We start from the raw sequence: 12,574 nt of genomic DNA on the forward strand, positions 1-12,574 counted from the left end.
TGGCTTTTAGCCTTTTGGTTAAAAAAAACGGTGTATACCTCACATTTGTTACAAAAAGGTAGCTTTATCTTGTCAGAAAGTGGGGTTTTCCTTATCATTTAGGCGACGTATTCGTAGGTTATTATTGGATAATCGGCGAGAGTTTTACGTAAATTAAAATTCTTTTTGAGTAAGCCGTACGCTCCAGGGACGCATAAGGACAGTTATAAAAATCCATGCGGGAGCACATGGGAGAATGTTGGATGAGCAATGCGCCAGTTAATTCCGGCCGACGTCGTTTCCTGACTATGTCTACCGCTGTTGTAGGCGGTGTAGGTGCAGTGGCAGTCGCTGTACCGTTTATTAAGTCATGGAACCCTAGCGCCAAAGCTAAGGCTGCCGGTGCTCCGGTCGAAGTCGATATTAGTAAAGTTGAAGAAGGCCAGTTGGTTCGCGTCATTTGGCAAGGGAAGCCAGTTTGGATTGTAAGACGCGGGCAGGAATCTCTTTCGCAATTGGATCAAATTGCGGACAAGCTGAGAGATCCTGAGTCTGTTGAGCCACAACAGCCTGATTATATTAAAAATACCTATCGTTCGATCAAGCCAGAGATCTTTGTGGCGGTAGGACTCTGTACGCATCTTGGATGCTCTCCAACCTATTTGCCAGACAGCTTTGGTGAGCAGGTAGAAGGTGTCAAATCTGGCTTCTTCTGCCCATGTCACGGTTCGAAGTTCGACATGGCAGGCCGCGTGTTCCAAAGTGTTCCTGCGCCACTTAATCTGGTTGTCCCGCCTTACACGTATCTTAACGATAACCGTATTTTGGTGGGTGCTGATGAGGGGACTGCGTAATGGAAAACTTGCTGAACTGGTTTGAGAAACGCCTACCTGCGATAAATGCTTACAAGAAGCATTTGTCAGAATACCCAATGCCTAAAAACTTTAACTTCTGGTACCTGTTTGCTCGCTCGCCATGCTGGTGCTGGTAAACCAGCTTTTGACAGGCATTTGGTTGACCATGAGCTACAACCCTTCAGGTGAAGGGGCGTTTGCTTCTATCGAATACATCATGCGTGATGTGGAATACGGTTGGTTGCTGCGTTACATGCACTCCACCGGTGCATCCGCATTCTTCGTGGTGGTCTACCTGCACATGTTCCGTGGTTTGATTTACGGTTCATACCAAAAGCCGCGTGAGCTGCTTTGGGTCTTCGGTATGTTGATCTTCTTGATTCTGATGGCAGAAGCTTTTATGGGCTACCTGCTGCCATGGGGTCAGATGTCTTACTGGGGTGCACAGGTAATCATTTCGCTGTTTGGTGCAATTCCTTGGATTGGTGATGACCTGACCTTGTGGATTCGTGGTGACTACGTGCTTTCAGGTGCAACACTGAACCGCTTCTTTGCGCTGCATGTGGTTGCGTTGCCAATCGTACTGCTGCTGTTGGTTGTGCTGCACATTCTGGCACTGCACGAAGTGGGTTCAAACAACCCAGACGGTATTGACACCAAGCTGCCAAAAGGCACCAAAGGTGAAAACTACCAAACGCAATTCCCATTCCATGAGTACTACACCAAGAAGTACGACATCATCGACTCCGTACCTTTCCACCCTTACGGGACTGTGAAAGACCTGATTGGTGTGGGTATCTTCGGTATTTTGTTTGCGTATGTGATTTTCTTTAACCCAGAGATGGGCGGCTACTTCCTTGAGCCACCTAACTTTGAAGCGGCTAACCCGTTGAAAACACCAGAACACATTGCTCCTGTATGGTACTTCACACCGTTTTACGCCATCTTGCGTGCGGTGCCAGACAAGCTTGCAGGTGTGGTACTGATGGGGCTCGCGATCGTGGTGCTCTTCCTGCTGCCTTGGCTTGACCGCTGTAAAGTGCGCTCATACCGCTACCGCAGCAAAATCCATCTGGCGAACATTGCACAATTCACTGTCTCGTTCATCGCATTGGGTATTTTGGGTGCGCTACCAGCGACACCGACGTATACCTTGATGGCGCAGATCTTTAGCTTTGGTTACTTCATGTTCTTCGTTGCGCTGTTCTTCTACAGCAAAAATGAAGCGACGAAACCATTACCGGAGAGGGTGAATTACAAATGAAGAAGTGGATTGTAATGCTGTTTGCTCTGCTGCCCTCTCTTGCGATGGCGGCGGGACCGAGTATTCCATTGGATGCGGCAAACAATGATTTGTCAGACAAAGCATCTTTGCAAAACGGTGCCAAGCTGTTCATGAACTACTGTTTTGGCTGTCACGCCACGCAGTACCAGCGTTATGAACGCATTGCAGAAGACCTCGATATTCCAAAAGAATTGATGCTGGAAAATCTGGTTTTCGACAGCAATGCCAAGATTGGTGACTTGGTGAAAAACGCGATGTCAGCCGAAGACGGAGCGACCTTCTTTGGTGGTCCAGCACCTGACTTGACACTGGTGGCACGTGTTCGTGGAACAGATTGGATTTACACCTATCTGCGTTCGTTCTACCAAGATGACGCGCGTCCGTTTGGTGTGAACAACTCAGTATTCCCAAGCGTGGGTATGCCACACGTACTGGAAGAGCTGCAAGGCACACCAGTCAAACAGTACAAAACAGTGCTGGTTGACGGTGAGTACGTGGAAGAGTTTATGGGTATCGAATCACTGGGTAACGGTGAGCTAAGCCCAGAAGAATACGACGACGCAGTGCGCGATTTGGTTAACTTCCTAGAATACTCTGGCGAGCTAACAAGCTTGAGCGCCAGCAGATGGGCTATTGGGTCATTGGATTCATCGTGATTTTCTTGATTCTTGCCATCTTGCTGAAGAAAGAGTATTGGCGAGATGTTCACTGATCGGTTAATCTAGTGAGTTGCTGATCCACAATGGGAGCAGGTGCTCCCATTGTTTTTTCTATAGATGAAATATTCTGGAGGGGTTAATGGCTGTTGCTGCCAATAAACGCTCGGTGATGACGTTGTATTCAGACGCATCAGACATGTATAGCCATCAAGTACGCATCGTTCTTGCAGAGAAAGGTGTGACTTATGAGATTGAGCTTGTTGATCCAAACAACCTGCCAGAGGATTTACTGGATCTGAATCCGTACAATTCGGTTCCAACGCTGGTTGATCGTGAACTGGCGTTGTACAACGCTAACATCATAATGGAATACCTGGATGAGCGTTTCCCGCACCCACCATTGATGCCAGTATACCCAGTTGCTCGCGGAAACAGTCGTCTGATGATGTACCGCATCGAGCGCAACTGGTACGTACTTGCTGAGAAAATTGAAAAAGGCAATGCGGAAGAAGCGGACCGTGCACGTCGTCAACTGCGTGAAGAGCTGCTGGCACTGGCACCGGTATTCGCTGAATACCCATTCTTCATGAGCGAAGAATTCAGCCTGGTAGATTGTTACCTAGCACCACTGTTGTGGCGTCTGCCTGTTATGGGCATCGAGCTGAGCGGTCCAGGTGCGAAAGAAGTGAAGACTTACATGGCTCGCGTATTCGAACGTGATTCATTCCTAGCTTCACTGACTGAAGCAGAACGCGAAATGCGCCTGACTCAGTAATGGAAGATATCAATCTGACGCCACGTCGCCCGTACTTGTTGCGGGCGTTTTACGACTGGCTATTAGATAACGATCTGACGCCACATTTGGTGGTTGATGCAACCTTGCCGTATGTGAACGTGCCGTTCGAGTATGTTCAAGATGGTCAGATTGTGCTGAACATTGCACCTCGTGCAGTGGGTAACCTTGAATTGGCGAACGATGAAGTGCGTTTCAATGCGCGCTTCGGTGGTCGTCCAATGACGGTAACCGTTCCTTTGTACGCCGTCGTTGCGATTTATGCACGCGAAAATGGTGCAGGCACCATGTTCGAGTCAGAGCCAGCGTATGAAGCCGAGCTTGAGCGCATCGAAGAAAGCGATGACGTTACTGAGCCTGTGTTAGACACAGTGGAAGAAACCATCGAGACTGAGGAAACACCGGAAGAAACGCCGGCGAGACCAAAAGGTCGTCCGACACTGACTGTCGTGAAATAAAAAAAGCAGCCGATAGGCTGCTTTTTTGTTTTTATCCCATCCCACAAGGTTAAGTCGCAAGACGGCGCGTTCCTATGTTACTGCGCAGGTTGTTGCTGCGGCTCATAATATTGGAAGCCTTTGATCACTTGCTTCACGCCGCTGATGTTTCTGGCGATTTCGGTCGCTTCATTGGCTTGTTCATACGTCACGTAACCCAGCAAAAACACTTCACTGTCTTCAGTAATGACTTTGATGTTGACGTTGTTGAGCTTTTTACTGCCAATCAGTGCAGATTTCACTTTGGTGGTGAGCCAGGTGTCTTTGCTGACATCGCCAAGGGAAAGTGGCGGCTTAATGCGGATCTGATCATAAATGGTCTCTATACCATTTATCTCACGCACCTTTTGCACCAAAGAGCTCCTCAGAGCCTCTGTTTTGGCTTGTCCAATGAGCAACATCTTACCGTCATAGGAAACCGCATTAACGCGCGTATCGCCGCGATAAGGTGGCTTATTGACGATGCCTGCCACTTCCATCGCAAGATGGGTGTCGCTGAGCTCAGTTTTTGCCGATCGGGTATCCTGTTCGTAGATGGTTGAACAAGCACTCAAACCCAATACTGCTGCTAGAATAAGTGCTTTTTTCATACGCTATTCTCCGTGAGTAGGGAACAGATACTGGTCAATCAGGTCGCACAGGGTATGGAGAGTAATAAGATGAACTTCCTGTACGCGGGCAGTGCGTTGAGACGGAATGCGGATCTCAACGTCCTGTTCACCCAAAAGACCTGCCATTTCGCCACCGTCTTTACCGGTAAGAGCTACGATGGTCATGTCTCGCGTTACCGCCGCTTCCATGGCTTTAATGATGTCTTTACTGTTGCCGCTGGTTGAAAGTGCCAGCAGCACATCGCCGCCTTGGCCAAACGCGCGAACTTGTTTGGAAAAGACTTCATCGTGGTGGTAATCATTGGCAACCGCCGTCAGCGTCACTGTATCCGCCGTTAGAGCTAGTGCTGGCAGGCTTGGACGCTCGGTCTCAAAACGGTTCAACAGACACGATGCAAAGTGCTGAGCGTTGGCTGCAGAGCCGCCGTTACCGCAACAAAGGATCTTATTGCCATTGAGCAAACACTGAACCATCACCATCGCGGCCTTGGAAATCTGCTCCGGCAGGGCTTCGGCAGCGGCAATTTGTGTTTGGATGCTTTCGGTAAAGCTCTCTTTGATGCTGTCTAGCATTGATTACCCTTCAATAAATATATTTTTAATCCAGTTTACCGACTTTACATCGCCTTCAAAAGCCACGACATCAAAACGGAACTCGGTTTGTGTTGCTGAAAGTCCCTGTTTTGAAAGCCACAGATAGGCAGACTTCAGCATTTTTTGTTGTTTCTGGGGAGTGACGGAAAGGGCTGCACCACCAAAATGGAGGCTTTTGCGATACTTTACTTCGACGAAAACCAAACAGTTCCCGTCGCGCATAACAAGGTCTAACTCGCCCAGTGTAAAGCGCACATTTTTTTCAATAAAAGACAAACCCTGCCGCTTGAGATAGCGGCAGGCTTGTTGTTCATAATGATCGCCAGATTGTTTCTTACTTAACTGAAACAATCCCCTGATCTCCGAATTTTGCCCAAGACACGGTGCGGTTCACTGTGCAGTAGTCGCCCAGTGTCAATTCGCCGGACTGGCCTTCGAAGCGGTACTCTGGCAAGACTTGCATCTGTGGCAGGGCTTCAATCAATGAGTAAGCATCCATACCTAAGGCATACAGGCGAGTCATACCGTTGTCGAGCTCTGGCCATAGCTGGTGGAATCGCGCAGACGCTGGGTGGTTTGGCTCAACCAACAACGGTACGTCGCTAAACTCAATACCGCGAAGTTCGCCGATTTCACCAACACCTTTCACGCGGTTGTTGCTGCGTGAGCTCGCATAGAGCTTCGGTGGCTGTACATCCGGGTTAATGGCTACTTCGATAAATGGCTTAAGCAGTGTCAGTTCACCTGCGTTGGCAACCAGGTACACCGCATCCACATCGCGGCGACTGCGTTGCTCTGCTTCCAAGTCCAGACCAGTCAGTTGCTTCATCTGCTGAATACGCGCCTGGCTCTCTGTCAAACCAAACACGCGTTGAACGGTTTTTTGCATCGCCGCGCGGTTTTTGAAGAACTCGACTTCAGCCGGCTCGCCGTTCAGTGCTTCCCACTGCTCAGAGAAGGCCTCGCTTACACGTTTACCAAACCCGTTGTTTGGCGCAATGACCAACGGGTACTTCTGACCGTTTTGGGTAATGTGAATCGCAGCTTGCTGCGCTTCTTGCTCTGGGGAGAGCGTAAAGAAACACGCGTTGGCTTCTGCGTGGTCTTCTTTCGGTATGTTCAGAGCCAGCGTTGGCAAGCTGTGCTGGCTGTCTCGCAAGAACGCTTCAACTTTGTCTTTTTGCAGTGGACCAATCACGAACTGAATGCCGTCAGCTTGCATCTGAGCAACGATGTCAGCCATTGAAGTAGCATTGGTGTCGTAGAATTTCACCGCAGGGGCTTTCTCGCCAGACGCATCATCCAGCAATCCTTGGACAAAGCCGTTACGGATGGCTTCGCCTTGCGCTGCAAACTTGTCACTAAGTGGTAGCAACACGCCAATACGCTCTGGACGAAGGATTTCCATCGCCTGCAGGGTGGCTAGATCATCGGGCAAGTATTGGTTTGCAGGATGCTGAGGATTCGCAGCCAACCACTCATTGAGGGCTTCTTGCTGACGGGCAGGATGACCTGCGTAACGGCGAAGCTGTGTGACCAAGTCAATCCAACCGTTCAAGATTTCATTGCCTGCACGGGACAAGGCGTTCAAATCGGGTTGAGGCATTTGGATTAAGCTCTTCCAAACCTTTTCCCAGTTCTTTTGCTTGTCGTAGGTATCGCTCAGGTAAGGCGATGCCTCTGCCCATGCAAACACAGCACCCGGCTGGTTACCCAGTTTCTTGTAGAAATTACCTATCAACTGGTAGTAACGCTGATACTGGATGGCAGGAAGTCGCCAGTCTTGTTGAAAGTTCAGGCTGTCCAATGCGGCTTGTGTTTTGCCTTTTTTATCAAGCAAAAGCGCGCGGTTTAGTAGCCACTCTGACAGTTGAAGCTGGGTGAGCAGCATTTTTGCCAGTCGGCTCACCAACACGTCAGCCTGCGCAAATTGATTTTCTTCAATCAAGGCTTTGAGTGCGAGCAAATACCAGTCTGCATTTTCTTCGTCCGTCGACGTTTCTGCCTGAAGCAGGTAGAAGGTTGATGACTCGCGAGCCGGGGCAGTAATGTCATATTGAGGACCTTGCTCCACAGGCGGCGTCGTCTGACATGCAGAAAGCACCAAAGCCAGCGCGATTGGTGGGAGAAGTCGTGATACACTTTTGCACTTATGGGTTATTTTACGCATGAACATCTTCTGTCCGTAACTTGTTGCCCTCTATATTAATCGCCGAAGGGTTGTGAAACAAATGACTGATGAAACTTCAACCATGGTTGACGTCTCAACTTTATATATCGTACCGACACCGATCGGAAACCTTGGTGATATCACTCAGCGTGCACTAGAGATATTGCAGCAGGTTGACATCATCGCTGCCGAGGATACCCGCCACACTGGTAAACTGTTGTCCCATTTTGGAATCACGACCCGAACTTTTGCTCTGCATGACCACAATGAACAACAAAAAGCGGATGTGTTGATTGAAAAATTGGTCAATGGCCAGAACATCGCTTTGGTCTCTGATGCCGGCACGCCGTTGATATCAGATCCAGGATACCATCTGGTGACGCGCTGTCGTCAGGCGGGTGTTAAAGTTGTCCCGCTTCCTGGTCCGTGTGCGGTAATTACCGCACTTAGCGCGTCTGGCTTACCTTCAGACCGTTTTAGCTTCGAAGGGTTCCTTCCGCCAAAGAGCAAAGGGCGTCGTGACAAATTCATGGAAATCGCCAGCGATCCACGCACCATGATTTTCTATGAGTCACCGCACCGCATCATGGATACCTTGGAAGACATGCTGGCCGTGCTGGGCGAAGAACGCCAAGTGGTGTTGGCTCGCGAACTGACCAAAACCTATGAAAGCATTCATGGTGCACCATTGGGTGAGCTGATCCCGTGGTTGAATGAAGACAGTAATCGCGTTCGCGGTGAAATGGTTTTGCTTGTTGCGGGTCATCGCGCTGAGAAGAACGACCTACCACCAGAGGCAACCAAAGCGGTTGCGCTGCTCGCTAAAGAGTTGCCGTTGAAAAAAGCAGCAGCGATTGCTGCAGAATTGTACGGCGTGAAGAAAAATGCGCTGTATAAATGGGGCTTAGAGAGTTTAGAGCAATAACTTCTCGAGTTTGCGCTGGATCCTGTGCGGCGAGTTCTATATAATCCGCCGCCTGAGTTGGCCGGGTAGCCGCTGCTTCGTTGATGTCCTTTGGGAGACTGACGAAGGGGAGGAAAGTCCGGGCTCCACAGGGCAGGGTGCCAGGTAACGCCTGGGGGGCGCAAGCTACGACCAGTGCAACAGAGAGCAAACCGCCGATGGCTCTTCGGAGATCAGGTAAGGGTGAAAGGGTGCGGTAAGAGCGCACCGCGCGACTGGCAACAGTTCGTGGCACGGTAAACTCCACCCGGAGCAAGACCAAATAGGTCCCCTTTGGCGCGGCCCGCGTTGGGGACGGGTAGGTTGCTTGAGCCTGTGAGCGATTGCAGGCCTAGACGAATGGCTACCACCGTTTTTACGGTACAGAACCCGGCTTATAGGCCAACTCACTAAACACCTTAAAGAAGGCGAGCATTTTGCTCGCCTTCTTTATTTTGGGTATCCCACAACGACTTTTTCTGTCATTCATTCCGACTTTTCTAAGCCGTTTTTGGGGCATACCCCGCGTCTTCCCGATAAAGGATGATGTCTGGTTAAAAAAACAGCGCCGATAATTGGCGGGCAAGCCTTTGATCTAGAATGCTGTTCACAAAATCGTGAGCAATATCATCCCTTTGCCCTGCTTGACTTTCTTTTTGCCTGCTACGTACACTTCTAAGTGGGAAATAGTGGAAGAAAGTGGTTAATTTTGGGATAAAAGGGAAATCAGTGGCATGTTGAGGGGCGTCAGCGCAATCTCGCTCGACACGAAAGGTCGGGTGGCATTACCGAAGCGATATCGAGAAGAACTCGATGCGCTCTGTGATGGCGTGTTTGTATGCACCATTGATCATCAGTTACCATGCCTGCTTGTTTATCCATTGCCCGAATGGGAGCGCATTGAAGCCAAACTTTCCCGCTTATCTAGCCTCAACCCGGCAGAGCGCAGATTGCAGCGTTTGCTTTTGGGTCATGCCTTTGAGTGTGAGATGGACGGACAAGGTCGATTATTGATATCCCCAACGCTGCGTGAGTACGCAGGGTTAGAAGGGAAAGCTATGTTGGTTGGGCAATTGAACAAGTTTGAATTGTGGAACAGCGACAGATGGCAGCAACAAATCGACCAAGATATTCAACTTCAAGCGGAATCAGCGGAAGCATTGAGCGAGCGGCTCAGTAACTTCTCGCTATAGGTACCCAAGATTATGTCAGAGCAGTTCTCACACATTTCCGTCCTTCTCCATGAATCTATCGAAGGCTTAGCCCTTAAACCTGATGGTATTTACGTTGACGGCACCTTTGGCCGTGGCGGTCACTCTCGCGAAATCCTGTCGCGACTGGGTGAAAATGGTCGTCTTTACAGTATTGACCGTGACCCTCAAGCGATTGCTGAAGCAGCAAAGATCGATGATCCACGATTCAACATCATTCATGGCCCGTTTTCTGGTGTCCAACAATACATTGAAGAGCGTGGCTTAAGCGGCAAGATTGACGGCGTATTGCTGGATCTTGGTGTGTCTTCTCCGCAGCTTGACGATCCAGAGCGTGGTTTCAGCTTCATGCGTGACGGTCCGCTGGACATGCGTATGGACCCGACGTCTGGCATTTCCGCTGCGCAATGGCTGCAAGAAGCCGACGCAGATGACATTGCGTGGGTACTGAAAGAGTTCGGTGAAGAGCGTTTTGCCAAACGCATTGCGCGCGCGATTGTGGCGCACCGCGAAGATGAAACCAAAGAGCCGCTGACGCGTACGCTGCAGCTGGCAAACCTGATTGCACAAGCGTCGCCTTCACGCGACAAGAAAAAGCACCCTGCAACTCGCTCATTCCAAGCTATTCGCATCTACATCAACAGTGAGCTGGAAGAGATTGAAACCGCGATGCAAGGCGCGCTTGAAGTGCTGGCACCAGGCGGCCGTTTGTCGATCATCAGTTTCCACTCGCTGGAAGATCGTCTGGTGAAGCGTTTTATTCGCAAACAAAGCAAAGGACCGGATGTCCCTCGCGGCGTGCCGTTGACCGAAGATCAAATTCGCGCACTGGGCAGCGCAAACATGAAACCTGTGGGTAAGGCATTGAAGCCAACCGACATAGAAGTAACAGACAACACCCGCTCTCGTAGCTCGGTGCTGCGTGTTGCTGAAAAACTGGGTAACTAATGGAACAGACGCCAGGACTGACAAGACAGATTCTGCGGGATTTGACCTCGATAGGTAGAGTCCCTTTGTCCTTATTGGTGCTGGTGCTGATTTCTGCCCTTGCGGTGGTGTACGTCACCCAACAAACGCGTTCGGTTATTGCCCTGCAAGACAGGCTGCTGATCGAACGCGAGCGCCTCGATGTCGAATGGCGCAACCAGATACTGGAAGAACATGCGTTGTCAGAGCATAGCCGCGTCGAAGAGATGGCAAGGCGCGATCAAGATATGATCCGCCCTGACAACAACCGTGAAATCATAGTGAGCCAATAGTGATTAAGGGTAAAAACAAACCTAAAAATCCCCGGGCAGTAAAACCGGCACCAACGCTGATCAAGTGGCGCTTTGTGACGGTTTGTATTTGTATCTCCCTCGCCCTTTTTGCGCTCATCGCTCGTGCTGCATTCATCCAAGTCATCGAACCCGACCGCCTTCGTTACGAAGGCGATTTGCGTTCTGTACGTGTCAAAGCCCTTCCTTCTGCCCGTGGTATGATCTCAGACCGAAACGGTGAACCGCTCGCGGTCAGTGTACCGGTGCAAGCGGTTTATGTTGACCCTGTGACCGTGTTTAAAAATGGCGGACTGGCTGAGAAAGACCGCTGGTATGCTCTCGCCGATGTGCTGGGTCTTGATCGCGAACAAATGCTGGCACGCATTGAAAAGAACAAGAACAAACGCTTTATCTATCTGCAGCGCCAAGTTGGCCCTGCCATGTCTGAATACGTGGAAAGCCTCAAGCTGCCGGGCATTGGCCTCAACGATGAATCTCGTCGTTTCTATCCAACCGGTGAGGTTAGTGCTCACTTAGTCGGTGTGACGGGGATTGATGGTCGCGGCCTTGAAGGGATTGAACGTGGTTACGATGGTTGGCTAAGTGGCGAGCCAGGACGCCGAACGGTGCGCAAAGACCGTTATGGCCGCGTGGTTGAAAACATCTCCCTTGAAGCGAAGGAAGAAGGCAAACCACTGCAGCTCAGTATTGACCAGCGTCTTCAGGCCATTTCTTACCGTGCAATCAAACAGGCAGTCGCCGATTATCGTGCGACGTCAGGGTCGCTGGTGATGGTCGATGTCCGTACCGGTGAGGTGCTTGCCATGGTCAATGCACCGTCTTACAACCCGAACAATCGTGCCGACCTCAAAAGCTTTAAGATGCGTAACCGTGCTATCACGGACGTGTTTGAGCCGGGTTCAACCATCAAACCTCTGGTGGTGTTGGCGGCTCTCGAAAATGGCGTGGCCGATGAGCACACCATTATCGATACCGGCAACGGCATTATGTCCATCGGCGGTGCGCGCGTGCGTGACGTATCTAAAGTCGGCAAGGCCGATCTTCGTAAAATTCTCAAAAAGTCGAGCAACATTGGCGTGAGTAAGTTGTCTCTTGCTATGCCAGTGGAAGCATTGCTTGGCCTTTACAGCAGCTTCGGTATCGGCGATGCGACCGGCGTTAACCTCATTGGTGAGTCGTTTGGTCTGTATCCTAACCGACGCCGTTGGTCTGATTTTGAACGCGCAACGCTAGCGTTTGGTTATGGTCTTTCTATTACCCCTGCGCAGTTAGTACGTGCTTACGCCACGCTTGGCAGTATGGGCGTGAACAGACCACTGTCGATTTTGAAGACCGAAGCCATTGTGCCGGGTAAACAAGTCGCGTCGCGTGAAAACACCCGCAAAGTACTCGACATGCTTGAGTCGGTAACTGAAAAAGGCGGCAGTGCTCACCGTGCGGCCGTTCCGGGTTATCGCGTCGGCGCGAAAACCGGTACCGCAAAAGTGGCGGTCGCGGGTGGCTATGGTGATGAATACATAGGTTATACCGCAGGTATTGCACCAATCAGCGACCCTCGCTTGGCTCTGGTGGTGGTGATTAACGAACCGCAAGGCGACAAGTACTATGGCGGCCAAGTTGCGGCCCTGTGTTTGCGGAAGTGATGAAAAGCGCGCTACAGATTTTGAATATTGCACCGGATGCGGAGCAGTCCCAGTT

General features: G+C 50.5%; 12 protein-coding genes, 1 other RNA gene and 2 pseudogenes. 11 read left to right on the forward strand and 4 right to left on the reverse strand.

From position 1 onward, the window contains the following. The first annotated feature begins 242 nt into the window (after positions 1–242). From petA to sspB, 5 genes and pseudogenes are all read left to right on the forward strand, one after another. A complete protein-coding gene (gene petA / locus ATN88_RS22030; protein ID WP_067419705.1) occupies positions 243–833 on the forward strand; it encodes a ubiquinol-cytochrome c reductase iron-sulfur subunit in 591 nt (196 codons plus the stop codon). After that, positions 833–2,097, forward strand: a pseudogene (locus tag ATN88_RS22035) (cytochrome b). Before petA ends, ATN88_RS22035 begins: the two are co-directional and overlap by 1 nt. Further along, positions 2,094–2,830, forward strand: a pseudogene (locus tag ATN88_RS22040) (cytochrome c1). Before ATN88_RS22035 ends, ATN88_RS22040 begins: the two co-directional pseudogenes overlap by 4 nt. Positions 2,831–2,916: 86 nt before the next feature. Continuing rightward, entirely contained in the window at positions 2,917–3,552 is a 636-nt protein-coding gene (gene sspA / locus ATN88_RS22045) for a stringent starvation protein SspA (RefSeq protein ID WP_067419706.1), read from the forward strand. Further along, entirely contained in the window at positions 3,552–4,028 is a 477-nt protein-coding gene (gene sspB / locus ATN88_RS22050; RefSeq protein WP_067419707.1) for a ClpXP protease specificity-enhancing factor, read from the forward strand. Before sspA ends, sspB begins: the two co-directional genes overlap by 1 nt. A 77-nt stretch (positions 4,029–4,105) precedes the next feature. On the opposite strand, the gene ATN88_RS22055 is transcribed toward sspB, so the two are convergent. Genes ATN88_RS22055 through ATN88_RS22070 form a run of 4 tightly spaced genes read right to left on the reverse strand, consistent with a single transcriptional unit; the run spans position 4,106 to position 7,448 of the window. After that, entirely contained in the window at positions 4,106–4,657 is a 552-nt protein-coding gene (locus ATN88_RS22055) for a BON domain-containing protein (RefSeq protein WP_067419708.1), read from the reverse strand. Positions 4,658–4,660: 3 nt separating this feature from the next. After that, a complete protein-coding gene (locus tag ATN88_RS22060; protein ID WP_067419709.1) occupies positions 4,661–5,251 on the reverse strand; it encodes a phosphoheptose isomerase in 591 nt (196 codons plus the stop codon). A gap of 3 nt (positions 5,252–5,254) precedes the next feature. After that, the gene (locus ATN88_RS22065) at positions 5,255–5,623 is read right to left on the reverse strand and encodes a YraN family protein (RefSeq protein WP_067419710.1); all 369 of its coding nucleotides are present in this window, start codon (positions 5,621–5,623) and stop codon (positions 5,255–5,257) included. Beyond that, entirely contained in the window at positions 5,607–7,448 is a 1,842-nt protein-coding gene (locus tag ATN88_RS22070) for a penicillin-binding protein activator (RefSeq protein WP_067419711.1), read from the reverse strand. The genes ATN88_RS22065 and ATN88_RS22070 overlap by 17 nt, the downstream gene beginning before the upstream one ends. Before the next feature lie 55 nt (positions 7,449–7,503). On the opposite strand from ATN88_RS22070, the gene rsmI reads away from it, so the two are divergent. From rsmI to ATN88_RS22100, 6 genes are all read left to right on the forward strand, one after another. After that, complete coding sequence (gene rsmI / locus ATN88_RS22075) at positions 7,504–8,367, forward strand: 16S rRNA (cytidine(1402)-2'-O)-methyltransferase (RefSeq protein ID WP_067419712.1); 864 nt, start codon at positions 7,504–7,506, stop codon at positions 8,365–8,367. 53 nt (positions 8,368–8,420) lie between these two features. After that, an RNA gene (rnpB, locus tag ATN88_RS22080) (RNase P RNA component class A) lies at positions 8,421–8,799 on the forward strand. A 320-nt stretch (positions 8,800–9,119) separates the two neighbouring features. Next, positions 9,120–9,578, forward strand: a complete 459-nt coding sequence (gene mraZ / locus ATN88_RS22085; RefSeq protein ID WP_067419713.1) for a division/cell wall cluster transcriptional repressor MraZ — start codon at positions 9,120–9,122, stop codon at positions 9,576–9,578. Positions 9,579–9,590: 12 nt separating this feature from the next. Further along, on the forward strand, positions 9,591–10,544 hold the full coding sequence (gene rsmH, locus ATN88_RS22090; protein ID WP_067419714.1) for a 16S rRNA (cytosine(1402)-N(4))-methyltransferase RsmH: 954 nt from the start codon (positions 9,591–9,593) through the stop codon (positions 10,542–10,544). Next, positions 10,544–10,855 carry a cell division protein FtsL gene (ftsL, locus tag ATN88_RS22095; protein ID WP_067419715.1) on the forward strand — a complete coding sequence of 104 codons (312 nt, stop codon included), beginning with the start codon at positions 10,544–10,546 and terminating at the stop codon, positions 10,853–10,855. The genes rsmH and ftsL overlap by 1 nt, the downstream gene beginning before the upstream one ends. After that, positions 10,855–12,519 (forward strand): penicillin-binding transpeptidase domain-containing protein, encoded by a 1,665-nt coding sequence (locus ATN88_RS22100; protein WP_408607730.1) that lies wholly within the window; start codon positions 10,855–10,857, stop codon positions 12,517–12,519. The genes ftsL and ATN88_RS22100 overlap by 1 nt, the downstream gene beginning before the upstream one ends. Positions 12,520–12,574 lie beyond the last annotated feature (55 nt).

This window comes from Enterovibrio coralii, from assembly GCF_001559595.1.
Taxonomy (GTDB): Bacteria; Pseudomonadota; Gammaproteobacteria; order Enterobacterales; family Vibrionaceae; genus Enterovibrio; species Enterovibrio coralii.

Excerpts from the sequence above, each read along its gene's own strand:
- ATN88_RS22060 (WP_067419709.1), bottom strand. The coding sequence starts at position 5,251 with ATGCTAGACAGCATCAAAGAGAGCTTTACCGAAAGCATCCAAACACAA.
- sspA (WP_067419706.1), top strand. The coding sequence starts at position 2,917 with ATGGCTGTTGCTGCCAATAAACGCTCGGTGATGACGTTGTATTCAGAC.
- rsmH (WP_067419714.1), top strand. The coding sequence starts at position 9,591 with ATGTCAGAGCAGTTCTCACACATTTCCGTCCTTCTCCATGAATCTATC.
- ftsL (WP_067419715.1), top strand. The coding sequence starts at position 10,544 with ATGGAACAGACGCCAGGACTGACAAGACAGATTCTGCGGGATTTGACC.
- sspB (WP_067419707.1), top strand. The coding sequence starts at position 3,552 with ATGGAAGATATCAATCTGACGCCACGTCGCCCGTACTTGTTGCGGGCG.
- petA (WP_067419705.1), top strand. The coding sequence starts at position 243 with ATGAGCAATGCGCCAGTTAATTCCGGCCGACGTCGTTTCCTGACTATG.
- ATN88_RS22070 (WP_067419711.1), bottom strand. The coding sequence starts at position 7,448 with ATGTTCATGCGTAAAATAACCCATAAGTGCAAAAGTGTATCACGACTT.
- rsmI (WP_067419712.1), top strand. The coding sequence starts at position 7,504 with ATGACTGATGAAACTTCAACCATGGTTGACGTCTCAACTTTATATATC.
- ATN88_RS22055 (WP_067419708.1), bottom strand. The coding sequence starts at position 4,657 with ATGAAAAAAGCACTTATTCTAGCAGCAGTATTGGGTTTGAGTGCTTGT.
- mraZ (WP_067419713.1), top strand. The coding sequence starts at position 9,120 with ATGTTGAGGGGCGTCAGCGCAATCTCGCTCGACACGAAAGGTCGGGTG.